Source organism: Sphingobacterium anhuiense (assembly GCF_042686355.1).
Classification (GTDB): Bacteria; Bacteroidota; Bacteroidia; order Sphingobacteriales; family Sphingobacteriaceae; genus Sphingobacterium; species Sphingobacterium anhuiense.
The window spans coordinates 73560-100485 of the sequence record NZ_JBHUPE010000005.1 but is presented as its reverse complement, the minus strand read 5'-3'; the positions used below and the strand labels follow the sequence as shown (position 1 = coordinate 100485).

Annotated in this window: 16 protein-coding genes; 2 read left to right on the top strand and 14 right to left on the bottom strand. The window is 37.6% G+C overall.

Annotated features, from left to right (window positions below; genetic code table 11):
* Window positions 1-277: 277 nt before the first annotated feature.
* The 4 genes from ACFS6I_RS12600 to ACFS6I_RS12585 form a co-directional block, all read right to left on the bottom strand.
* Window positions 278-2569, bottom strand: coding sequence for a hypothetical protein (locus tag ACFS6I_RS12600; protein WP_380921038.1), 2292 nt, complete (start codon window positions 2567-2569; stop codon window positions 278-280).
* A gap of 24 nt (window positions 2570-2593) precedes the next feature.
* A complete protein-coding gene (locus tag ACFS6I_RS12595; RefSeq protein ID WP_380921036.1) occupies window positions 2594-4828 on the bottom strand; it encodes a hypothetical protein in 2235 nt (744 codons plus the stop codon).
* Between the two features lie 448 nt (window positions 4829-5276).
* Entirely contained in the window at window positions 5277-7067 is a 1791-nt protein-coding gene (locus ACFS6I_RS12590; protein WP_380921034.1) for a RagB/SusD family nutrient uptake outer membrane protein, read from the bottom strand.
* Window positions 7068-7079: 12 nt separating this feature from the next.
* Window positions 7080-10280, bottom strand: a complete 3201-nt coding sequence (locus tag ACFS6I_RS12585) for a SusC/RagA family TonB-linked outer membrane protein (RefSeq protein WP_380921032.1) — start codon at window positions 10278-10280, stop codon at window positions 7080-7082.
* Between the two features lie 418 nt (window positions 10281-10698).
* Between ACFS6I_RS12585 and ACFS6I_RS12580 the strand changes: the two genes are divergently transcribed.
* Entirely contained in the window at window positions 10699-11580 is an 882-nt protein-coding gene (locus ACFS6I_RS12580) for an AraC family transcriptional regulator (protein WP_380921031.1), read from the top strand.
* Here the strand turns inward: ACFS6I_RS12580 and ACFS6I_RS12575 are convergent.
* From ACFS6I_RS12575 to ACFS6I_RS12545, 7 genes are all read right to left on the bottom strand, one after another.
* On the bottom strand, window positions 11577-12008 hold the full coding sequence (locus ACFS6I_RS12575) for an L-rhamnose mutarotase (RefSeq protein ID WP_380921029.1): 432 nt from the start codon (window positions 12006-12008) through the stop codon (window positions 11577-11579). The genes ACFS6I_RS12580 and ACFS6I_RS12575 overlap by 4 nt on opposite strands.
* 7 nt (window positions 12009-12015) lie before the next feature.
* On the bottom strand, window positions 12016-13569 hold the full coding sequence (locus tag ACFS6I_RS12570) for an SLC5 family protein (protein WP_380921027.1): 1554 nt from the start codon (window positions 13567-13569) through the stop codon (window positions 12016-12018).
* A 21-nt stretch (window positions 13570-13590) separates the two neighbouring features.
* Window positions 13591-14763: an enolase C-terminal domain-like protein gene (locus ACFS6I_RS12565; RefSeq protein WP_380921025.1), complete on the bottom strand. Its 1173-nt coding sequence runs from the start codon at window positions 14761-14763 to the stop codon at window positions 13591-13593.
* A gap of 3 nt (window positions 14764-14766) precedes the next feature.
* Window positions 14767-15657, bottom strand: coding sequence for an aldo/keto reductase (locus tag ACFS6I_RS12560; RefSeq protein WP_380921023.1), 891 nt, complete (start codon window positions 15655-15657; stop codon window positions 14767-14769).
* A 137-nt stretch (window positions 15658-15794) separates the two neighbouring features.
* Complete coding sequence (locus ACFS6I_RS12555) at window positions 15795-16322, bottom strand: RNA polymerase sigma-70 factor (RefSeq protein ID WP_380921021.1); 528 nt, start codon at window positions 16320-16322, stop codon at window positions 15795-15797.
* A 395-nt stretch (window positions 16323-16717) separates the two neighbouring features.
* Window positions 16718-19108: a glycoside hydrolase family 95 protein gene (locus ACFS6I_RS12550; RefSeq protein WP_380921019.1), complete on the bottom strand. Its 2391-nt coding sequence runs from the start codon at window positions 19106-19108 to the stop codon at window positions 16718-16720.
* 17 nt (window positions 19109-19125) lie between these two features.
* Window positions 19126-19968, bottom strand: coding sequence for a sugar phosphate isomerase/epimerase family protein (locus tag ACFS6I_RS12545; protein WP_380921017.1), 843 nt, complete (start codon window positions 19966-19968; stop codon window positions 19126-19128).
* 352 nt (window positions 19969-20320) lie between these two features.
* Between ACFS6I_RS12545 and ACFS6I_RS12540 the strand changes: the two genes are divergently transcribed.
* The gene (locus ACFS6I_RS12540) at window positions 20321-20602 is read left to right on the top strand and encodes a hypothetical protein (RefSeq protein WP_380921015.1); all 282 of its coding nucleotides are present in this window, start codon (window positions 20321-20323) and stop codon (window positions 20600-20602) included.
* A gap of 178 nt (window positions 20603-20780) precedes the next feature.
* Here the strand turns inward: ACFS6I_RS12540 and ACFS6I_RS12535 are convergent, their stop codons facing one another.
* From ACFS6I_RS12535 to ACFS6I_RS12525, 3 genes are all read right to left on the bottom strand, one after another.
* Window positions 20781-23162 carry a family 20 glycosylhydrolase gene (locus ACFS6I_RS12535; RefSeq protein WP_380921013.1) on the bottom strand — a complete coding sequence of 794 codons (2382 nt, stop codon included), beginning with the start codon at window positions 23160-23162 and terminating at the stop codon, window positions 20781-20783.
* A 218-nt stretch (window positions 23163-23380) separates the two neighbouring features.
* Window positions 23381-26029, bottom strand: coding sequence for a hypothetical protein (locus tag ACFS6I_RS12530; RefSeq protein WP_380921011.1), 2649 nt, complete (start codon window positions 26027-26029; stop codon window positions 23381-23383).
* A gap of 21 nt (window positions 26030-26050) precedes the next feature.
* Window positions 26051-26866, bottom strand: a complete 816-nt coding sequence (locus ACFS6I_RS12525; RefSeq protein WP_380921009.1) for a GLPGLI family protein — start codon at window positions 26864-26866, stop codon at window positions 26051-26053.
* Window positions 26867-26926: the final 60 nt, after the last annotated feature.

Here is a 26926-nt window from a genome sequence, read left to right as displayed (position 1 = left end):
CCTTCTCATAGTGAAAAGATAGCTTTCCATAAAAAAACTCCATTCTTTATTAATAAAGAATGGAGTTTTTCATACGGGTACCTAAATAAAGATAAATCTCTTCAAATCAATCCTTATTCATACTTTAATACTATTTACTACATTTGAATTATTTGTAATTAAACTGTTTTTATTTTAATAGTTCAAAATATTGATTTTTTTAAATATTACTCTTCATGTACAAATAGCGAATACAATATGTAGATCACGATACCTCATCATTTTAATTCGTCTAAACTTAATACCCCTTAGATCTAATCAACTTTGCTATTAATTGTCTCCCAGAAGTTTTGTGGTTGACACGATATAGATTCCAGTTATTTGCATCTACCTCTTCTAATCTAAAACTTTGCGTTGGATCGACAAGATGTTGTTTTACCCATCTTGGAAAAGCATTTGCAGCACGCGCATTTTCCCAAGTACGGATCACTTTAAAAATCTGATCTTTCTGCGGGCAACTTTTTACATTTTTCTGATTTAATTTGAGGCTATATGTAGCACCCGTACCAACAGCCATTGCCTGAATATGTTCATACTCTTCTACTTTTGATTTTTCTGTAATCGGAAAGTTACCTCCCATTCCCACAGGAAAATAATTAGCATAAGAAACATCTCTTAGATCTTTACCCTGACTTGTGGCACTGCCCCATTCTCGTGTCTCAGCATCATACAGATTCTTCCCCCCACCTACATTCCAGATACTTTGATAGTGCCAAGAGCCTTCCGAAAGGGTAGCACCAGTAAAACGGATATCAGCTATACCGTGCACCTTAGCTTTCTCAAACATTTTTCGGAAAAACCTTTTAGTAGAATAATACCCATGCCCGTTGTTAAATAAAAACTCTTGACCATCAAAATCATAATATCCCAATCCATTAATATAGGCTAAATCGGCATAATACTCGGCAATCTTATCCTGCAATTGCATATTCGGAATCAGTCCGTCATACCCATAGTTAATCGTTACCTGCAGTTTATAAAGCGTATCCAGCGCCAGATGCGGAGTTGCTTTTGTATCCCAATAACCTCTCTTAACATTCAACAATCGATATGGAGCCTTATCCGACACACCTAGATAATGAATAAGCTCTTTACCAATTTTAATAATGTTCAAGCTCTTTGAATGGCCTTCCCAACTTCCAATTTCCTGCAAATGCGTCGGATCGTTGACATAGAGTAGCGTGTCAACTGCATCAATATTTTTCGCCAATAAACGTTTCTGTTGGTACCATATGCTATCGCTGGGAATAGGACTAGCATCTTTCGTTCCAGGGGCCAAAGAATTAGTAATAGGAGTTCTACCGATCACGATATTATACTTCTTCGCTAAATCAGAAAATTCTTTATGAGATAGATTTCCAGTTGTTAATTTCAGAGGTTTTTTTTCAAAATTCCGTCCATCTAAATAACCCAAATTTCCGCGATCCGGTCTAACAAAGCCCTGATCATATAAACTAATTGCTTTAAAACCCAATTTATGCGTATAATCAATCATATGATCATATTGTCCACCTTCCGTCAGAACATCCGGCACGTAAGCTGCTGGATCTTTTATCCATTTACCGTTTACAGTTGGATAAGGCAAACCTTCCGTTTTGACAATATTTTGTACAACATCCATTAATGCTGTACTGTCTGGACTACCCCAAAATGCGATCGAAGATCCGATGTAATCTACACCGGGTAAAGGTTGAACCTGTAAATGATTTGGTGTATTAATCGCCATATTTGGAATCAAAGAAAAATACACTTCGCGTTCACTACGTCTGTCTCTCGACTGATAAGTAATTGAAATTCGACCATTTTTATCCACCTCCGCAGCATTTCCATATAAAATTCGATAGTAAGGTTCTTTATGTCCGTAAAATGCAACATCATTAACACCATCTCCACCAAGGGTAAAAACCTGTCCTTCATGCAAATGAGAAGGCAACGGAAACCGTTTTTCATCGGGAGAATGAATAATATATTGAAATGGAGCGGCATCACCCTGAATATCGGCAGTCCCGCCAATGGTGTTATCATTAAGCGCTAGCATACCTATAGCATAATTTACTGAAGCACTTGTATCTCGGCTCACGCCAATAATCTCTCCCATTAGGTTTGTGATATTCGTATGGTATGAACCCCATTGAATTGCTTCAATATCTTGTGAATTTGTCAAAGACAAAAGCTTCATTTTAAAATATTTTGCATGCGGTTCAATATGAATTCTTGCGGAAGATCCATTCGGATAAGCTACTGTAATAATTTTTTCACTTTTCGAATAGACCGCTTTCTCTGGGTAAGAATAGGTTCTCTTTTTTGCATTATAAAGTGTCATCAAAGGTGACGGTTTATCGGTAGGACTAAACTCTCGATAAGGATGCTTTGTGATATTCTGCATACTGGTTATATACCCCTTTCCATCTATCGCGATCTTAAAATATGCAGTCTGCAAAACAGTTTGTGCCTGCAAACTAAGACCGATTCCCATCAGAAATAGAAACAAACCATAACATCTCAAAAAACTCTTATTATCGTACATCATCAATTATTTTATAAGTTGAATTTACTAAATTTTTACTGTCGCAGACTTTCCTGCTTTTATTGTCACCTTTTGCTTCCAATCCAAAAACGCATTCTCCCCTAGAGGTTTTCCAGCTGTGGCGGCATCTTCTGCGAAAATTGTAATGATCGCATCAAATGCAGTAGGATTGCTTACCGTCAAGATCATCCCAGACTTAGTCTTTTTAGTACTCTTGATTTCGACATGATCAAATGCATAAGCTATACCCAGATCTTTACGTACATGTATCCCTGGTATTTCCAGCGCCATCATTGCTCCATTGGTCTCGTTCCATCCGGTTTGTCCTCCATCTCCGCGTGAACCACGGCTATCAGCGTCACAGTAGGTTAACCGCTCTGTTATCTTGCCGTTCGGCTGTATACCTTCTGCATGTGCATGAATCACATCGCGTATAAAATCTGCATATAGCGTATCTTGTGTTTTACGGTACAGTTTAAAAAGCACATCACCAGATTGGGTACAAAATCCAGGAGCACCATGCTTATTCTGTGTACTGGCCCAAATAGCTCCAGTTAAATTTGCTCCTAACTTTGCCAATGCCGTATTTTTTGGAAGACGATACGGAAATGAAACCGTCCATGATGCTGTGTAATCTGCCAATTGTTTTGTCTTTTCTAAATAGTGCTCATCTCCTGTTATTTCATACAAGGTCATCAACGATGTGGTCAGTGCAATAGCAGTTTCTGAATCAGCATTTTGAAGAATATCCCCACAAGCACCAGAAGTAAAACCGACCAAAGCAAAACCATCGTAATAGTCCTTGGCTGCCAAGTGAGCTACTTCCAAATATTCTGGAACATTAAAATACAACGAAGCAAGTGCTAGGCCACCTACTGCCATAGCACCGCCCGTTGTGTTATATGCAGCTATCTTTCCCGATTCAATAGCAAAATAATTACCCCATGTTCCCTCTTCTTTCCACGTTTTTACAAAAGCATCAGCAAGCTGTCGTATATTCGTTTTCCATTCATCTGAAATCGCATTGGATCTCCCCTGTTTCTCCAGCAACATAAACTGTTTGATCATCCAGTACAAGATATCTGCATTTTTTCGGGTCAATCCGATTCCAGGAATCCACTTCGCTGCATCTCGGTTTATGACTTTTCCGTCGGCACCAAGGACATCATAGTAATATCCGCTTTTACCTTTACCTTGGAGAAGAGCAAAATCAAATGTATTCTTCACTTTTTCCAAATGTTCTTTATCACCTTGTGCTAACATGGGATAGGTATTCATCAAACCACCGACCCATCCATAAGACATCCAGTTTGCATTTTCTGGACAATAAAAAGCAGCACCATCACCAACGTAATAACGCTCATCGATATTTTTCGCCATCTTGAGGAGTACCTCACTCATCGGTATCAGATTTCTTGGTTTTTCCGCTGTAACATGTGCCTTTCTTTCACGCATAAAACGATTATATAAAGCTCCAACATCTTTACTTTGAAAATTAATCTTCGTTACTCTGATCGTTATTTCATCGCCCATAGCAACCGAAACACCTCGATCTGGGCTTTCACTAAAGCCAATAAATTCAGGTTTCTTCTCCCTTACTCCAGGCGCACTGACGACGAAGCTGGCCACCCGACGATCTGCACTTTCTTCAACAATCAACGCATGATCTTTCACTTCTTCTTTCACATCAATGCCCTGATCCGTAAATAAAAAAGTTCCTCTTTCTTTACTTCTGTCCAAGTAGGCGATTAAAGGCGTTGCTGTGTTGCTCACATTAACTTCGATACACGATTTAGCTCCAAATTCAGGAGAAAGCTGTGGAATCGGATTAGACGTTAGAGCCAGATCTTTTCTGAAATAATCCGACTTATCCAATCCTGTTGCATATTCCCGATTAACAATGCGTTGTCTATTTCCGTTATAAACCACTGCTGGTATCATCACAAAATTATCGCTGGTCCAATCGTATTCATCAAAAGCTACAGCAACGCCAACATTGTCCATTGCCCGTTTAGCTTTAAAAGTAAAACGATAGATGGATTGCTCTCCATCTTTTAGGATTTCAACTGTTTGCTTAACTTCCCAATTTTCCGAATCTGATCCGATCACTTGGTTCTTTACTAATTTCGCTTTATCATAATAACAGTCCAATAATCGTAATTTTACTTGACTGTCTCTTTTCTCCGGTAACCAATTTTGTCCGCAAACGGATATTGATATCAGACACCCATAGGTTACAGCTATTAATTCACTTATTTTCATTGGCTATTTTTTTGTGTATCCTCAATAACATACCAAGTTGTTTCATCCATTTTAATCTCAACAGTTCATTCAATGTCGCCATTATCACCCACAATTTTATCACAACAAACCCCTCTTCACGAGTTTCGGATCCAACTGCATAAGTTACATTTCCGACCTTAATTAAGGTTAAAATGGTTCAATTGTTAATTATCCTTTAAGAAGAACTTTGAAATTTTATTACGGATTCTAAACAAGAAACAACATCATGACGTTCCTGTAAATCTTTATCTCAAAGATTCAACCGTAAACTTCACTATATTGTATCTTGATTACCACCAATAATTTGATCTATTATAATGTTATTTTGCACTTATGCTTATGAGCAAAACTAATGATGGCTTCTCATGAAACAAAATGGCGACTTATTTTGTGAATAAGTTGCCATTTTATCTTAGTTAAAAAAATCTTAAAGTAGAGGATCAAATGTTCCTCCCCATTCTTTGTTTTGTTCTATTTTAGAATTCCGATTCAGTACATCCTTATGGACCGGATAAAACCAATGGTTTAAATCCAATTTAAATTGATATTGTTTATCACCATCTAGGCATTCTACAAATTCAAAACGGAACAACTTGCGTACTGATGGATCATACATATCTTTAGCCCAATCAAAATTTTTCAAATCTTGTTCATTTTTAATTACAGCATTAAGTCCAGAGCGAAACTTAATGGTATTGAGCAAGTCATATCTTTTCCACCGACGAATATCAGTCCAACGTTTGCCTTCATAAGCAAATTCAATGAATCGTTCGTCCATATACGCTTTGCGGATGCCAGCTTGATCAGTAGCTGTAATACCATAATTTCCTGTTCCCAGCTCAATTCCCGCTCGCTTACGTATGTCATACAGTACCTGTAATGCCTCTGCACTTTTTCCAACCTCATTGGCACATTCACCATAGTTCATGAGCACTTCTGCAAAGCGGATTTCAACCCAATCTGTCTGTGCATCATATACTGTAGGTATGGTCAATGCCTTATCAATACCTTTGAGTTGAAAGTATCCGGAAGCACTACCACCTACTCCCTTACCTAACTGATCAAATATTAGGGTGGTATACTTAAAGCCAAATTCTGCTTTCGGATCAGCCACTTTACGCCAGGCATTCCAATATTTCATCCCTCCTGACAGTACATCACTTGCTGGATAAGCTGTACCTGGAGAAAAAACAGTAGCATAGAAGCGTGGATCCCGATCCACATAAAAATCGGTCATAAACTGTTCGTTATAGGCTGGATCATTTTTCAACCGATTTTCATCCAAGACAAGTTTTGATCCATTCTTTTTAGGATAAGCCATTAATAGGGGTAAAATAGCTTGATTAAAATTGGCATTATCTTTAGTTAATGGCTCAGGACGAATATTCTTTTGATCCAATCTATGATCAGGATAGTAATACTGATTGACCATAATTACTTCATTATTACGTTCGCTATACCAGATATCTTCAAATTTGCCATTAAACAATCCTTTTCCTACTGTCTTTAAAAAATCAACAGCCACTTTATTTGCTAAATAAGCTTGGTCCCATCGTACCTTATCATTAGATGGATTGAATAGCGGGCTTGCATACTGCAACAATAGACGTCCCTTAAAAGCCAGTGCAACTCCTTTATCAATTTTCCCATAATCTGCACCGGTCCAAGTATCAGGTAATACGGCGATTGCTTCATCCAAGTCCTTTAATATTTGAGCAACGCATTCTGAGGTAGTATTGCGAGAGACAAACAAGGAAGGCACATTTGTAATATCTTGAACATCCAAAATAAGTGGTACGCCTCCTGTTGCCCATACCTTACCCCAATAATCCCAGGCTCTCCAAAATTTAGCTTGACCAATCATCGTTTTCTTTTCTGAATCGGACAATACCGTCACGGTCTCCAATTGTTTTAAAAAGAAATTAATACGATCTATATTTGCATAATCCCACTTTTGACCTTGATTATCGACGTCGATCAATCCCCTAGCCAAGTTTCCCATATCTGTAGGACCATTCATACCTTCATCCGTTCCATTTGCAGCTATTGGCCACTCTGGCAACATCCTTCCATAAATATCTGTCATAAAAGCATTGATCATCACTTTATCAGACCATACATTTTCTGGACTAATTGTAGCCGTATTTTCATAATCTAAACTACAGCTGCTTAACAGCAATGCAAAAGCAGTACTATATATAATATTCTTAAGTTTCATATCGTCTTAGGTTTAGAATTTAACATCGATACCAAAATTGTAGGACCTTAACACTGGAAAAGCATTCCCATTACCGATCTCCGGATCATAATATTTATTAAATTTGCTCAACACAAATAGATTCGTACCTGTAGCAAACAAGCGTACATTCTCAAATACTTTATTGTAAAATGCTCCATTCTTAGGCAGATTATAACTCAGTGTCAAATATTTCATGCGCATGAAACTGGCGTCTTTTAACCAGTATTCACTATTCGTTTGGTAAGTCTTTGCATTATTTGCTCCAATACGTTTCGGCAAGGTTGCATTTGGATTTTCCGAAGTCCAGCTATCATCATACCATTGATCCCACATTCGGTTCCATTCTACCCCACCTGCTAAATCTGACATCCATTTCTTTTCCCCTAAACGTCCAGATAACATGGTCTCTAAATGAAACCCTTTCCAACTTATTCCTAGATTCAGACCAAATATGACGGGGAAATTTTTTGACCGGAGCATAACCCGGTCCCAATCGTTTATAATTCCGTCAGGAACACCATCGGGTCCGTTTAAATCTTTATAGACCATCATTCCTAATTCAGGCGATAATCCATTATGTTTATATTTAGGATTGGCTTGATTAAAAGCATCTAATTGTTCCTGAGTACGGATAATCTGATCAAACGCCCAGCCCGTGATATTGCTTCTAGATTTACCGACAGGAATATCAATCCATTGCGCATTCTCTGCATAATCCTGTTTAATTACTTTATTCCACCCGTAAGACATGGTTAAGTTTGCAAAATAACTTACTTTGTCATCTCCATCGCGGTACCCCAGTTGCAAATCCATTCCCTGTGCATCAATCTCGCCATAATTTTCAGCAGGCATTGATAAACTATAGGTTGACGGTAGTGTATTTTGACGGTTTCCTAAAATATCATAAGAATTACGGAACCAGTAATCCGCAGATAAATTCCATTTTTTCAAAAAATTCATATCCATACCAAAATTGTAACTCAGTGCTTTCTCCCAAGTTAGATTTGGATTAACTACGTTTCCATAAGTTAACCCTACAGATCGCGATGGACTAGTACCAAAATATGCTGAACTACCCGATTGATACGATTGTTGCCATTGCCAACCTCCTACAGCATCGTTACCCGTTAAACCAATCGATCCACGCAATTTTAAGGTCTGAACGATTGACTTATTAAAGAAATTTTCTTCAGAAATCACCCAACCAACAGATCCAGCGGGAAAAAAGCCCCAACGTTGTTCAGGTGCAAAATTCATAGAACCGTCTTCACGAAAAGAAAAGTTAAACAAATACTTATTAGCATAAGTATAATTAAACTGACCTATATAGGACATACGTCCACTCACCCAATCCGTATCTCCATCCCCCCACGTGTCTGCCCTAGCACCACTCGCTGCCCAAAATTGATCCGTTCTATAAACTGGAAAGGTTTCGCGTCCCCCCGTTACACCAGAACCAGCACCTTCATACCATTCAGTAACTAAGGCTGCAGATACGCGATGATTTTCATTAAAAACATTTGCATAGTTCAATTGCATATTAAACTGTTTGTCATCGCTCCAAGTAGACTTGCGCTCAATAAAATCTTTACCTACCCATGTTGATCTCCTCACACCTGTAATATCATTATCATCGGTAGACACAATACGATTATTCGTTCCACTTCTCTTCATCACCATCATATCATAATTTGTAAAGAAGCGATTTCTCATATTATTAGCCCAACTTCTACTATACATCGCCTTTGCACTCAAACCTTTTAAAAAAGGAGCTTTATAAGTACCACTCAAAATCAATTGTGGCTTCAAATGGTTCTCCTTATCGTAACCACTAGCGCCTGTAACACGAGCTCCTACATTACCGATCCATCCATAATCTATAAACTGTCCATTATTTGTATAAACGGGTTGATCAGGTTGCCATATCCTCAATTTACCATAAGTATCAGCAGGATCGGCATTATCAGCAATGCGTCCTGTCATGTCATTGTACAACGCAAATCCTGTGAAAATTTCTAAATCTTTCGTAATATCAGCTGTCACATTCATTCTCACATTATACTTATCGTAAGTCATCGGCTCTAAAAAACCCTTTTGCTTTACGTAAGACCCAGCTCCGAAATAACGCACCTTTTCACTACCTCCATTAACACTTAAATTATTTGTTTGCGTTGTTGGATTTTGCCAGACATCCGCCAGCTGATCGTAGCCCCATCCATTATTGATATTTTTATAATGGTCCAATTCTTCCTGTGACCATGCCCAACCAGCAGGATCTGCTGATCCATTGATGCGCGAATACAATTCCCCCGCTTGTACTGCGCTGGTTAGACCCATATTTTTAGTACGTGTATCGATACTATATCCCGTCGAAAAATTAAAAGTCGGTTTACCTAAACTTCCCTTTTTTGTCGTCACTAAAATAACACCACCAGCAGATCTAGAACCATATATAGCTGCTGATGAGGCATCTTTCAAAACGGTAATATCATCAATCTCGTTAGGGCTTAAATTGTTAAAATCTCCTGCACCTCTCACCACACCATCAATCACGTAAGTTACGTTTTGATCATTAAGAGATGATCCTGTTCTAATACTGATGCTTGGTTGCGATCCAGGAATCGCATTTACAGTACTAACATTTACACCAGGCAGTTTTCCAATCAATAAATTTCCCGCTGAGGTTGTAGGAATTGTATTTAATGTTTCATCGACTTTCATTGTAGAAACCGCTCCTGTCAATAATGATTTCTTTTGAGAAGTATAGCCAATAACTACAACCTCATTTAAATCACTGATTCCCAATTTCATTGTGATATCATGAACACTTTTACCCTGAACTGCACGCTCAAGAGTCTCATATCCGATGTAGGTGTAAACTAAAGAACTTGAAGAAGAAACTTTTATTTGATATGTACCGTCCTGTTCTGTTTTCTGCTGGTTTCGCTTCCCTTTTTCAGCTACAGTAACCCCTTTCAAAGGATTTCCATTTACATCAACGATCCTACCGGAAACAATTATTTCTTGTTGATTATTTTTCTGATTTTCAAGCTCAATTTGACCAGTATTTAAAGTAACAAATTCTGTTGCTGCATGGGTCGAGTTATTGATCGCAGCCAGCGCACATAATAGTGTTAGATTCTTTGTCTTTTTGCCAAAATTTAGAATGTGTATTAATTTGACATTTTTCATAATTTAGTATATTCTTGATTAGTTAATTAGGAAATTAATGGGCAATGAAGGAGTCGCATTCCTTCATTGTTTTTTCATTCGTCTATATTCTTATCCATAGGCAATTATATTTTTCATTAGAGTATTTATACCTAAAGAATTGCATAGTCTTTAGTTTATGCCTGTCTTCCAATAGTATAATTCATAATTTGGTTTTGATATGCTAACCTGTGGTCGCAGATTGTTTATCGGAATAAATCTCAATATTATATAAAGGGATAACCACCAATAATTTGCTATTTTATAATGTTATTTTTGCGCACAATTATATTTAAGCAGAACAGCTTTATTTAGTTACATTTTTTATATATCTTTAGGTGCACTAAGAATATAACCCGTTATAATATCTGCTCTTCTACCAGAATTTATTACTAATATTATGCAACACATCTACGAAAATTTCACCTTTCCGCCGGATCAATCATTTACGATTCGTGCAGAAGAATTGGAAATCAAGAAATATACTTCCTTAAAATCACATGTGAATTTTGAGATAGCCTTATTGGAAAACTGTACTGGAAAGCGTTTTATAGGTGATCATATTGAAGATTTTAAGGGAGACGAACTCGTACTTATGGGGAGTTATTTGCCTCATTGTTGGCAATATTACAATACGCTAAATAGCAAGCGTCCTGCTGATGCTATTATCGTACATTTCTATCCCGATTTCCTCGGAAAAGATCTATTGACAAAACCTGAAGCAGTGCACTTGAATCAACTTTTCGAAAATGCATCAAAAGGTGTATTGTTCACCGGTACAATTGTGGTTGATGCAAAGGAAATATTATACCAAATGTTGACTGCCACTGGACTTACACGCGCAGTTCTAATGTTACAACTATTGGACAAATTGGCTTTATCGTCTACATGTAAAACGCTATCATCACCCTCATTTCATATTATCGAAACTTCGACTGAGGCCAATCGAATTAATCGTGTATTCGACTATATATTTAAGCATTTTAAAGAAGATATTTCTCTTCAGGATGTGGCTTCTGTCGTACCGATGTCCACCTCTGCTTTTTGTCGATTTTTCAAAATGCAGACCAACCGAACATTAGTCGATTTCATCAAGGAAATACGTATCGGGCATGCTGCCAAATTATTAATGGAAGGGAATTACAACATCACGGAAACCTGCTACAAAAGTGGTTATAATAATATTTCCAACTTCAACAAGCATTTTAAAGATGTCAAGGGAAGTTCACCTCGAGATTTTGCCAAGAAATACAAAATTACCGCCGAGATTGAATCACTTTAATTGTTAAATTCATAGAAGGGCAAAGCCTCTACCCACTTTTCCCCTTCTTCTGTTCCATTGACACCTTTTTGATAGGTATTCATTAACTTATTCCATGAAGCGCATTTGGGATTATGGGCTTCAGCTACTTTCCCCATTTCATCTAGATCAGCACCCACAGGGACAGATATCGTCATTACAATGAGATCTTTAAAATGATAAAGTGTGATCCGTTTATAGCCTGCTTTCTTAAATCCAGCCTCAACTTCAGGCCATACCTGCTTATGATAAGTTAAATATTCCTGTAGCTTTTCATCATTATCAACCGTATTCACAACAAAAACTTTCTCTTCAAATGTTGTAGGACCCTGATTATTTTCAGGTTGCTTGCACATGACAAATAAGATAGAACTGCATAATAAAACAAAACTTATCCTAAAATTTTTCATAACTATATCAATTAAAATAAATATATATCGCAATCATAACCGTTGCAAGAGCAGCCCATGTCCACCAAATAGAACTAGAACTGCCCATTTTATCTTTAACGTCCAATAATGTAGGGACCTCCATTTTAACTTCTGACCTTGTTAATAAAGTTACAGCAACAATAACAACACTCAATGCTACAAAAATATAAAAAGAAAGCATTAAAAAATGAGGCCAATATCCTTCATAAGGATAATTAAGTACATGACAAGCACCTAACACCAAGCAAATGAATCCTCCACCGTAGAGTACGATTTCAGCCGCTTTACCATTAATACGCTTCCAAAAGATGCCCCATAGAAAAACAACAGCAAGGGGTGGCGAAAGAATGGACACTAATCCTTGTGTTAGATCGAAAAATCCTTTACCTGAATACGAAAATAAAAGTGCAATACCTACACCAACAATTGCTGCAACCACCGTAACCCATTTGCCCATCCTGACCTGCTGTTCCCGATTGAGAACTTTAAACTGCTGGACAACATCCAACGTAAAAACAGTACAGAATGAATTCAAGCTTGATGATACAGTATCGACCAACGAAGCTATCAATGCGGCAATACTTAAACCCAGAAGACCATGTGGCATAAGCTCTTTGATCATTGTGATATAAGCATTATCAGGCGCTGTATCACGAAATAAAACATAACACATGATACCCGGCAGGATAAATATAATCGGCATAATCACTTTTAAGGTTCCAATAAAGATAGCACCGTACTGTCCTTCTTTCAGATCTCTAGCCGCCAGCACTTTCTGAACAATGGTCTGATCGGCACACCAATAGTAAATTGCGACGACAGGATAACCTAATAAAATTCCTACCCAAGAATATGCGGCATTGGATGCTGGCAAAAAAAGTTTCCAATAAGATTCTGGCGTTTGACTGACTAATGCATCAACACTGCCAATTTTTTGAAACCCTAAAAATGTAAGTATAACAGAAGAGATGATAATGATAACAGATTGAAATACACCGGTCCGGACCACTGCTTTCAATCCCCCAATTGCCGTAAAGCTTGTTGCAATCACCGCGATCACTGCGATCGCAGTAAATAACGTAATACCGAATATTCCAGATATGAGCAAACCTCCTGCATAAAGTGCACTTCCTAACCACACCACCAGAATAGAAATCAAACTATATACAATCAAGAAATTATAAGATCGCTTACCGAAACGTATCAGTAAAAATTGAGGGATTGTAGTGATCTTCGTTTTCAAATAATAGGGAAGAAAAACCATCGCGAGCAACATGAGAAAGACCCAGGCCAATAATTCAAAATTACTTGCAACAATACCATGCGTAAAACCTATACTTGCAAAACCGATCAACATCATAGGGCCAGCATTAGCACCAAAAATAGAAAAACCGATCTGCCACCATTTCAGTGTGCGACCACCCAAAAATATATCCTGCTGATTCTTTTCCTTTTTATTAAAACGAAATCCAACATATAATAAGATTAACGCGTATAATCCTAAAACTAAATAATCAATATAATTGAATGATAAGCTCACAATATGGTTGTTTTTATTTTATTACATCGTTACTAATGGATTGTAATTCGAGACTTGATGCTTTTCCCATATCTGTTCCCGTATTACTTTATTTTCTTTATAACAATAATCCCAATCTATCCGTACCGGTAATCCTTCAGATTCAGGTAAATGAAACTGTCCATTGCTTAAAGTAGGGCAGATCAAAAAATACTTTTCTAATCCAAACATCAGCGAATAGAGGTATTCGATCATTCCATTATCATCGGCAGTAGTCATTAGGAAGGTCGAATATAAAGAATAACCTCCAGAAGAAAGCTGTAAATTGCGTGATTTAGATAAATCTCGTACTTCCATCCATTCTTTCATACCCCCAAATTGTGTCGGTACCGGTTGCAGGTGGCCAACACCACAATTAGCCAGCATAGGAAAAATTTTTGAAGTCCTTTCCGATTCTCCATAAGCGACAGTCAATGAGGTTTGCTTACAAAGCTCTTCGATCTGATCGTATGCGGCAGAATGGATCGGTTCTTCTATCCAACACAGAGATTGCTCGCCGATAGCGTCAATAAATTTAAACACATCTTTACACGACCAGATCTGATTGGCATCCACTGCCACCTTCATCCTATTGTTCACCAAACGTTGAACATGTTTTACGCGCTCAATATCTTCACTGATATTTGTTCCAAAATCTTTTCCGATTTTCATCTTGTAGCAATCCACTCCAGCTTCCATAAACACACGCACCTCATCCTCCAACTGTTGCAGCGTATAATTCGTTCCGCCACCACTACCATATATTTTGACCGTATTTCGAGTGCCACCAATATAGCGGTACAAAGGAATATTTTTACGTCTCGAAGCCAGATCGTATAAAGCCATATCGACCTGACCCAATAAGGCTGAAGCCGCACCTTTAAATCCTTCGTTTCGAATTGACCAATATAATTTCGGAAAAAACTCTTTGTATGGAATACCTTTACAGTGAAACAAAATTGGAAATAAGCAAGTCTCTAAAATATTTGTGTAGCTATTGTATACCGGTGCCTCTCCTATATAGCCATCCTCATCTTCTATTCTGATAATGGATAAGCCAAAAGACGGAAATGGACCCATTGTTGCATCCTGAAAGGGCGTGACGTTAGCCACTGGTTCTAAAACTCTAATGCTAATTTTTTGAACATTAAAAATTTCGTCATCTATTTCATTCATTTATTATTTTTTAAAGGTTTGAAGGATTTCATTATAAATAGCTGCTGGCAAAATACCGGCTTCAATCGCATGGAGCGAACTCATAAGCTGCTCATGATCTGCGGCCCCCAACACCATTTTAAATGAAGCAGGGATTGTACATATAAAGCGTAAGGCCAATACGTCTAAGGGAATATGATATCGTTGCGCAATTGCATCTATCTTCTGGGCTTGTTCTATACTCTTCATATCGAGCCAACTTGGCGGGAAGTTTAAAAATTCTTGAAAGTTACATCCTAATAGTCCCATATTTAATGGGCTAGCCGCATAATAGTGTTTATGGGTATTTTCACAACTTCGTATAGTTGTACGAAGCGCATCAATGCAACAAGCGTTAAGCCTATTATATTCCATGATAACATCAAATACATCATCTCCAAGGTATGGCGCAAATGCAACAGGTAAATTACCCCCAATACCTATTTTCTTTGCAAAACCATGCTGCTTAAAATATTGCATTTGTGAAACAACATTTTCGATTTCTTCAGCAGGAATTGCCGCTGGATCATGTAAAAAAAGTACATCAATATTCGAAATACCTAACGTTTTTAAACTATTTTCCACACTTCTTTTCATCCCATCTGCAGAATAATCATATGATGCCTGATCGGCCTTATAACTTTTTAGCCGTCCCACTTTAGTGCTAATCTTAGGTAATTCACCTTCCCATTGTACAAGTGCTTTGCCTACAAATTGTTCAGCATCTCCATATGCTGGGGCAGTATCTATTGCACTTATACCATGCGACATGGCATACTCAATTGTAGTGATCGATTCCTTTGCCTTTACATTTCCCCATACCCCACCTAAACCAGCAGTTCCCAATATTATTTTATCTATTCCCAGATTATACATGTTATACTTCCAAATTTCAAAAAAACATAAACGAACCAATCTACAGATTTAAAATACTTCTGTATAAAATTTCCTTTAAAATAAGGAAGTATCTATTATTAATTACTTCATGTTATATATACTAAAAAACTACACTATTAAACGACCAAATAGTCTCTTAAGCTGACGGACAATGTTTTCAAGGCTTTGGTTATATGATATTCTACTCCTTTAACCGTAATCCCCAATTGGTCCGCTATTTCTTTACCGCTAAGCTCTTGCTGGCGACTCATCTCAAATACTTCTTTAGTTTTTAAAGGTAAATATGCGATAGTTTCCAAAGTAATTTCTGCAATTTCTTTAGCGAGAAAAATCTCATTATCCATTCGTTGTAAAGCTTCTACCTGCAATTCTTTCCGATCCCAGTCATCAAGAGATTCCACCACTCTGACACGTATTTTTTGATGTTTAAGATAATCCAAAGACTTATTTCTAACAACTTTAAAAAGAAAACTTTTTGGAGACAAGATCTCTTCAACTTGCATGCGTTCCCACATCACCACTAATGACTCTGACGCAATATCCTCAGCAACTTCGCACAAATGCACATAAGATCTTGCAAACAAAAAAGACCTGGTATAATATTCTTTAAATAATTGATTAAAATTCTGTGTTTGCGTCTCCATTATTATATACGTATACCGAATAAAAGGCTAGAACTTCATCTGTAAGATTAGTTTTGGTAATTCAAAAAATATGATGAATGAGTTCAAGTACTTTTGGATTTAGATATTATAATTATCATGCACAAATACTGATCTATTTGTACGATGTAAAGATTCAACTATAGTTGCTAAGCAACTACTGCAAATTTGACTATTACCTATGTTTTCTTTGCAAAAGACAACAGTCTTCAAAACAATCATGCATTAGCTTACTACTAATGGATCTAAAATTTTTTGAACTAAGTTTTGGATACGTATTTATAGGTTAAAATGCAGTTGGTTTTTTTTTTAATACCATTAAAAACACAAAGGGCTCCAATGCATTGGAGCCCTTTGTGTTTATTGATAAATCAAAATTACAATTGAACAATCAGCGGTTTATTCGCAGTTACTTTCATTGTTTTTACTTTATTTTTATAACGCACTGTTACCTTTTTAGTCTCTATGGTATATAAAGTAGCTGAAGTCAGTACTCCATTTTCCCACTTCATATCCACAACCAGTCCGTTACGTGCCCGCAATCCTTTCATTTCACCCGTTGCCCAAGTCGGTGGCAATGCTGGTAAAACATGAATCTCCTGATTATGGCTCTGAATCAGCATTTCGGCTATACCAGCAGTACCTCCAAAATTACCGTCTATCTGAAACGGAGGATGTGTGTTGAACAGATTATTTAATGTTGTTTTAGCTAGGAGCTCCTGCACATTTTTTCCAGCCTCATCGCCATCCAACAAACGTGCATAAAAATTAATCATCCAAGCTCGACTCCATCCCGTATAGCTTCCCATACGGTTACCTTCATTCTCATTATAAAAACGACGACGGGCTATCGTTCTGCGTGCAGCTTCAAAAATTTCAGGGTCATTTGCATTAATTGATTTCCCGGGATATAAACCAAAAAGATGCGAAATATGTCGGTGACCCGGTTCAACCTCTTCATAATCCTCTATCCATTCCTGAATCGTGTTATAGCGTGGACTAATTTTAACCGGAGGTAGTTTTTTCATTGCATTTTTCAAGCGATCAGAAAAATCAGATTTTTGACCTAAAATTGTTTCTGCTTCCACACATGCTTGAAATAATTCATTGATGATCTGTACATCCATGGTGGCACCATACGTTAACATAAACTGCTTTCCATCAGCCATGCGATATTGATTTTCAGGAGAATTCGAAGGAGCTGTGACCAAATTTCCATTTTTATCTTCGACAAGATAGTCCAACATAAACTGCGCTGCTTCCTGCATTGACGGGTAAGCCTCTTTCTTCAAGTATTCTTTATCCTTTGAAAACAAATAATGATCCCATTGATGTAGTACCAGCCATGAAGCTGCGATAGGAAAAGTACCCCATCCAACACCATCCGTTATCGCGGTACGTCCGAATAAATCCGTGAGGTGGTTCATTGTCCATCCCGAAGCATTGTATGTTTTCCGGGCGGTGACACGACCGGGTTCACGTAAAGCCGAAATAAAGTTTGAAAAAGGTACTACCGTTTCAGAAAGATTACACACCTCTGCTGGCCAATAATTCATCTGGATATTGATATTGGTATGAAAATCAGAACTCCATGGCGCATTCATATCCTGATTCCAGATACCTTGTAAATTAGCAGGAAGTACACCTGGCGCACGGGATGATCCCATCAATAGATAGCGTCCGTATTGAAAATATAGACTAATCAGAGACAAATCCAGTTGACCGTCTTTCACCATTTTTAGACGCTCATTGGTGGGCAACAGAGAAGGGGTACCCATATTAAAAACCACACGGTCAAATAATTTACGATGATCCCTTACATGACGTTTCTCAGCCTCGTCAAAGGGTAAATTTTTAACCTTATCGATGATTTCCTGACAACGTAAAAATGGATCGATCGTACGATCATAATTTAATATCGAGAAATTATAGTCGGTCGTAGCGGTAAAATAGAACAACACCTCATCGGCATCTTTCACAAAAAATGAATTGGCTGTCGCCACTAGGCTACCTCCTTTGTTTACGCCTCGCATCAAACCTGCAAACTTCATATGTAGACCTGGTTCACTCGCATCTTTCTGTGGAAGATCTGCAATCTGTCCCTGTATGCGCAGTTCCTTTTCACTCTGTGGCATCGCAGTAGCATCCTGCTCCCTGCCGTACGATAAACGGAAAGTAAGTTTACCCGGTTTATCTGCCGTCAAGCGGATGACGATCACATTGTCAGGAGCCGAGACAAAAACTTCTCTTTTATACTGTACCCCATTCAATTGATAGTGGACAGTTGTAATACCACTTTGAATATCCAATTCACGTCTATAATCTGTAATCTGTTCAGGTTTATACCGTTCGTTCGCAAAATCAATCTGTAGTTCTCCAAAAGACTGGTAAGAGCGTATTCTTAACGGGTCGCTTTTTAGGTATTTTTCGGATAGCGCAGCAGCTTTTTCAATTTCACCAGCGATCAATAACGCTTGTATTTCTGGCAATTTTGTAGCAGCATCCGCATTTGCATCTTGTTTGGTACCTGCCCATAAACTTTCCTCATTAAGCTGTATCGTCTCTTTATTATAATCTCCAAATACCATAGCACCCAAACGGCCATTTCCGACAGGCAATGCTTCATTCCAGTTTTTAGCAGGTTCTTTATACCATAAAACATGATCCTGATGTTGCGCCCTTACATCCACAACAATCATAAAGAAAAGCAAGAAGGATAGCCATACATTCACTGATGTAAAATATGGGATTAACTTAGTTGAAAACATATAATTTATTTAACAGATTAAACAGCACAAACACCTCTAAAATATCCTGTCGATTCGGCCAAACCTGCCAAAGGATCCTCCATATCTTTTTCATGTTCCAAGCTACACTTACCACTATAGTTCACCTTACGCAATGCTTTTATAAATAAAGGAATATGAATGACTCCGCGACCAAGTTCACATGTAGTCCCTTCCGCAGTTGCTGAAGTGACATTTTTGAGGTGTATATCAAATATTCTTTTGTGATATTGTTGTAAATCTTTGATCGCGTCCTGTCCATCCCGCGTATCATGTCCCATATCAAAACACATCCCCAGGTTAGCATCTAAATCTTTGATCAGATTATAAATCACCGTAGCATTCGGGTACAATTTATCTTCAGGACCATGATTATGAATCGCAAATCGTATCCCTGTTTCTTTTGTCTTACTGGATAGATAGGCCAAATCTTCTTTATTCGGAATACCGATGATTAGATTAACACCTACACGTTTAGCATAATCGAAAGCATCGTCGATTGCTTTTACCGAATTGGTGTAAATCGGACCTACAGCATAACCCGTTACACCAGATTGCTTTAGCTTTTCATGAAAATTACTAATTTCGGTTGCTGTACTCTTAAAAGGAAGATGAAAATCTTTGATGCATAGGTAATTAATATCCATCCGTTTCATCATGCTTAAAGACTCGTCTAACTTAAAATTGACAAAGCTATAACCTGCAACCCCCAAATGGAAGCCATCTTCTTTTTCTTTTTTTACTAAAGTAGTTGCTTGTGCCTCCAATTGAAATGTACTGGCTAAGGCTAATCCAGATATTCCCAAAAATCCCTTTTGGAGAAATTCTCTTCTTGTATTCATAATAATCTTGGTATTATTTTGATCGGTTTATTTGAAATTGGTCAGACATGCTGTTGACTCTATTTCTAAAGATATTAATTTAACGCTAAATAACCGATAAATCACAATAATTTTACGCTCTAAAAAGGTATGATAGTGTAAACAACAATTGCCTAATATTTATTTATTTATTTAACTTAATTTCAGTATCTTACATAAATGTGATTAAAAACTGAGATTACGCTACGTCCTCGTTCATTGATAACGACATCTCTTCTTCTATCTTTCAGGCTTTAGGCAGATCGTCTGCACTTAGCGATTCCTGCTCTTCGTAGTGAGCAGCATCAACTATTTTTTCATTTTTATATTCAGTATGAAACAAAACATTATGGTCAGCTATCCGAAGAAGACCTCTACTCCGGTCCATGTTCATTATAGCATTACGCAACAAGGAAATTTTAAAACCATCACCTGCGCAGTACCCGGTATCGAGGAGATTCCAACCTGGCTGGAACTACGCAAATTTGAACTTGTTGCCATGAAATATAACGGCAATTTTGAACTTCTATTTGAACATAGGAAGTATGAAAAAAATATGGATACTGTACTCTTTATGGACAAAGTATTTGAAAGCATCATCGCTGTTTCAAATTAATTTGCAACAGCACTATTCCATTTCGTCTTATATCCTAAAATAAAGTTTTTAAAAGAGATCATCCAAAGATTGGATGATATCTTTTTTTACGATTATACTCAAAACAAACATGCCTACCATTTCAAAATGGCAGGCATGAAAGATATAAAGAGCAGTTCGAAATGATTGTCAAAAAGTGCTAGTATGTTCTAAATTCACTCACAATTTCTTGACTGGTCAATTTTTTATTATAAACCTTTAGCTCATCTAAAATAGCATTTTTTAAGCTGATCTCGGACAGCGGAAAAACTAAGGTCTGCACTTTCTTATACTTGATTTCTTTACCACTATTCTTATCCTTATAAGGCATCACCACATCAAAAGGTTTCATATCCTTGATCAATTTACCGTTCACATACAATTGTGTACCGATATGATCACCTGTGATGCTTACCTGACTCCATTCATTTATAGGTAAAGTATAATCAAAATAGTATTGATAACCGTCACGAGCATATCCAAGACCTTTACCATCACTGAAAACTTTTGCATTTTTCGATACAAACAGATCACCAACTAAATTTGTCTCAGGTTTGATCCAGAAAGACACCGTATACTGCTCACCAATTTCAGTAATAGGTAAAATCAATTTACTTGTTTCACCCGTAAACTTAAGACCATTATCTTTTATACCTTTTTCAAATTGAGTACCCGTGGTGCTAGCTTCTTTCCATTCGTTATCCATTTGATTGCGCGTTTGCGAATCAAAATTCAGGTGAACAATTACAGCATCAAGAGCCGCATAATGACCTCTCATATTTAGACCTGGAGCTTCAATGACTGATTTTTTCTTTTGATTGAAAGTAAATAAACTTGTATGTTGATCTGTTGCTCCCCACATTTTCTCAGCAAGTACCTGTATGGCCGGGAACACACGGTTATGCACATCTTTTTCCGATATCCCATTTCCTGCGATATCATTCCAAACGGCAAACATACCACCATCAACGATCGGATCACCTTTTTCAAAGGTGATATCACCAATCATTCTCGGCTCCCAATTATTATACAGGTTGTCGGTATTGAGGTAGTCGTAATAATAACCCGCAGCCGGTACGATATACAACCAACCATCAGGAGTACTGATCTGTTGGTAACCCAATTTTTTCATCGCGATAGGATCGGCATAACCATTGTACCACATGTTTAATCGTACATCCTTAACCCGAACAGGTGTTGTTCCTTGAGCATGTGTCAAAGCACCCCAGGCACGTACTTTCTTACCATTATCCTGCACCACTTTGATCACGTAATCGGTGAATTTTCTAAATTTCTCAGATTCACTTTTTGCATACTCATCCGTTCCGATATGTACCTCTTCTCCGATAAACACCGGATTAGGGCCTTTTGTATATTCATCAAAAATATTTTTGACTACCTCATAACTTTTTGGATTATCCAGATCAAGATGATCCATTCCAAACTTACGGCTCCCTACTTCAGAAATAGCATGGCTAATTGCCAATGAATGGGCAGGCACATCGATTTCCGGAATAATAGTCACCCCATAACGAAGCGCTTTTTTCTGTAAGGCAATAAATTCAGCTTTGGTATAGTGTCCATCTTTAGAGGCAAGATTTGGATAGCGTTCATTTTCTAACCGAAAACCTGCATAGGTTTTATCCCAATCGTAGTTAAAATATTTATCGAAGGCGTTATCCGTAAGGTGGATATGGAAATTTGACATCTTGTAATAAGACATCATCTCCACATAATCATTTAAGAAATCGATCGTAAAAAATTTACGTCCCACATCCAGCATAAATCCCCGCACTTGGTATGTAGGATAATCACGAGAGAAACCTTTCGGTATGCTCAGTTGTTTTTTATTTTGAGCAAGCAATTGAAGTAATGTTCTCGTTCCGAAAACCTTACCGTTATAATTTGGAGCCTGAATACTGAAGACATCATCAATTTTTAGCGAATACCCTTCATTTCCCAGAGCCTTGTCACCTTTAGATCCAATAAAAATATCACCCGCTTTTGGTTCTCCAGTTCGCACAGGCAGATCCAGTCCGATCAACTTTTTGATATCCTCTTTTAAAAGCTGTGCAGCTTTTGACGACTCTTCATTTTGTTGTTCCAGTACGATCGCTGATTCAGGACGCAATTGGAATACGCCATTCACACCATACCACTCGCGCAAGGAAGGAATTACGAAAGGTTGTTCCCCCACTCCTTTATCACCATATACACCTTTGATGACAATATCTTTCATCGGAATTTCACCAAAAGCCCGATCCGATTTACGGACGATCTTGTAGAGTACATTAACTTTTTTATCGATCAGAGGTTGCGATATATGACCATTTAAGTCAATCACCACTTTATTATCCGACCCGATCAGAGAGACTTCATATCCTTTTATCTGTGGGACAACCAGCTTGTTATTCTTCAGAGTCGGTTGAGAAAAGAGGGGACTTAATTTTGTAACAGCAAGGCTATCGAGCTGTTCCTGTGCAAAAAGACCTCCAGCAATAAGCTGGAATGCCAATATTGCATAGATTTTTTTCAATTTCATAATGATCTTATGTTCTTTAGATTTGATGTTGCTAAAGTGCAAAAAAAATATTTAAAAGAGGGAGATTCACCATTTAAGAGCTCACAAATAAATCTTTATCATTGTAAAATCATGTTATAGCGTCGTAATTTTCATATTCTATTTCTTTACAATTCAAATATAAACCAAGACCTTAAAAACCAAAATCTGTTCGAATTATCGAACATAGCGAAAAAGCTCTAAATTTTAAATCTCATTGCTATCAAAAACTGTCTTGGCCTGAGTTCGAAATAACTCTGTATAAGCTCATAATCTGAAGAGAACTGTTGCAAATAATTTCTATTATTCAAAATATTGGATGCCGTCAACTCTAAATCTGTACGCCATCGTGTTAGCCGGAACCGATAAGTTGCATCCATAAAATATTGGCTCTTTTGTGCCTTTACATTATTCCCATACAAAGAATTAGACAACGTTATTAAATGTCGATCATGGGGAACAAATACCAGGTTGAAAAAGTGATTGTTGTACAACAGTTCATTGCTCAGCCCATCGGCCAATCTATTATGGGTGCGCCCCATGGCAACTCGATAATCTCCTGAAATCAGTGATGATGATGAATTGATCAACTCAAAAGTGAATGATTGACTATTTACATGTTGCTTAACCAGCTGCTCATTGAGCAGATAATCTGATACACTCCAACTTAGGTTTCCGCTCATTTTAGCAACAGTTTTGATGCTTATAAATAACTTAGAAAGTCCTCCTCTTATCCCCTGAGACAGACTCTCTGCATCTCGATTATTAATACCGGTGGTGCTGCGTCCCAGACTATCCAATGCGGTACTAAACATATAGTCGCGCCAGCTCATCCTGACATTATAACCCAGATTGGCAAAATTGGCCTTTAACGTGTTTTTATACTCATAATTTATTCCAGTACTGAGATTTTCATCTTTAAGTAAGCGTGCATCATACTTTTGGATACTCCGATACTGACTGATGATGTAACCATTATAGAAGTTGCCAAGCCCACCAAAGTTTCTCCCTCCGCTCAGGTTTGTACCGAGACTGTTTTTACTGTTAAGCAGATAGGTCATCGAGGCAGATGGGTTCCAACTGCTCCGGAATTCATTTTTCAAGCGCTGTACCCCTTGCTGTTTGACATTATAGTAATATTGACTGAATGGCAGATTGAAACTGTATCTAAACTTACGCACTTCTTTTCCAATTTGGAGCGCCATACGCAACTGCATCTGCGCACTATTCATATCATTGAAATAACCGGTGTCCAATTTTCGAACGTCATCCTGATCTTTTATCTCGATATGACTGTTCAACTTACTGCTATTATAGTTCAGATGAACACTGGGCGAGAATGTCCATCTTTTGATCTTACGTGATAGACTCAAGCCGTTTTCAAAATTAAAGCTCTTAAAACGGACGATCTGCCCCATCCGATCATATGGTTTCCCGTCATTGATCAACGATTCAAATTGACCTGGATTGACTGAAAGACGTTGGGGTGTACTGTGCCACTCTATCGTGGAGGTGATATTGACCAACTGTTTACCTATAAAACGGCCAAGTGAAAAAGAATTAAGAAAGGCTTCGTCTGAAAATTTTTTGTCTTGATGTATAGGAATGTCTTCATTAAAAAGAATATTGCCAACACTGTTGTTCCATTGCTTACGATAATTGGTACTGTTGCGGAGATAAATGTTGGATTCATTTTTCTCGACCAATACCCCAATATTTAACTCATCGACACCATAACTATTGTCCACGACTTCTTGATTTTGAATCACTTCATCGTTTGTAAAATACTGGGTCATGGTCGCCCCCTGACGCTTTCGATTATCATGGAAGTAAGAAAAATTGCCTTTGACTTCGAGACCACTCTTCAACTTTTGAATCATATTGCTACTCACTAGAAAAATTTGATTGTCCAACCATTTTTTCTGATCGAAACCCGGAGTGGCCACATCTCGAATAGAAAGATAAGTCGGACCATCGGAAAAGCTAGATCGGGCTGAAAAATACCCGGTACCTGAATAGAATGGTTTTAACTGCTGTGACACATCGTCGCCAACATTGTTGGTCTGAAATGAATTAAGTATTTGAAAGGTCTTGGCAAATGTCATCGGCGTTATATTCGCATCCCAAAGCGCTGGGGTGGCACCCAAACTAATTTTCCCTGTACCTGTAGTGGTAAATTTCTTAAGCTGCAGATTAAGTGTGGCGCGATTGGAAAAAACCAACTTATCCAACATTTTAATCGGTTGATGATTTTCAAGAATCTGTACTTTCAAAACCGCATCTGCAGGAAGGTTTTGATTGATAAGTCCATAGCGTCCTCCCATCATATCCAAACCATTGACGCGATACTGCTGGATAGGTTCACCTTGATAAAAAATCTCACCTCCACGCATCTCTACGCCTGGAAGCTTCTTGATAATATCACCTATTACCCGATCTTGTTTTCCCGTAAAAGAGGCTACATTATAATTGATCGTATCTTTTCGATTGTAAACGGGTACATCAGATACCTTTACTTCTTGTATCTTCCTCACCTCGCTTTTTAAAATATAAGCATAGTTAGCGCTAGCATTGACAACATGTACGCTACGTTTGGCATAGCTAAGATGATTAAAATCTATCTGTACTGAATCTACATCGGTGACTTTGATCGTCAATTTAAAGACTCCGCCTGCATCGCTTTTTGAAAACCCCAACAACGCTGCAGAACCGATCTTCTTATAGGATACCGAAACATTAGTGATTGGCTTTTGATTTTCGTCGAGTAATTTCCCCGTAATAAAAGTTTGGGCAAATGAATGGAAACTAACAAATATAAAAATGACTGTAAAAAAGAGCTTATCTCTCATATGATCTTTTGGCTCATCAAATTAATACCGCTCGATGTGGTTATTATCTGTCTTTGTATCTAGTGTGACTCTTCGTTTAGCTTCTTCATTCAACCTTGTTCCAGTTGCTAAAGCATATGCGGTCATATTGTTTCTTAAATTCTTTCGGTCTTTATAAAAAGCATCTTTTGTTGTCTTTTGAAGATCAAGATCTGGACGTAGTTGATCTAAAGTGAATGAGATGCTATTTACTTTGCTTATGGAAGCTATATCGAATGTAAAATACTTATCCTGATCTGATACGGATAAAACTAAACCCGGAAGTCCACAAAACTTATAAGGACCATCTGAAATAGGAATATCCATGGTGAACCAGGCTGTCCATTTTCTCCCACCCCAATTGGTTGCAGCTTTTTGACAGACAAACTGATGTAAATGGATTGTATCTGGATGAATTTCCCATTGCATACCCTCCTTCTTTTCTTCGTAATAGGACAACTCATTATTACCGTCAAATCCTATCCCATTCACAGGCTCATAGGTATAAATCATATCATCCTTTTTTATAATTAAAAAATTAGTAAGTGGTATAGAACCATAACTATAGAAAATACCAACTTTAAATGAACTTAAGGATAATGCTGAATCAGCTCTAAATTTTGATAGGGTCTGAAAATGACTTTCTTGATCACCAATCATCAGTTGTGTAAAAACACTTTTCCTCGAAGCAATTGATGTACTATCATTCTGATAGGTAAACTTATAAAGGATCTTCGTATCAAATTTCACAGGTTTGATCTGAGCCTGAACAATGAATTGAAACAATAAAAAAAATAGTGGGCAAAATATTATTTTCATAATGCATGATATTACAGAATGGTCAAACTAATTCTTGACTATTCTTATTTGATTCAGAAA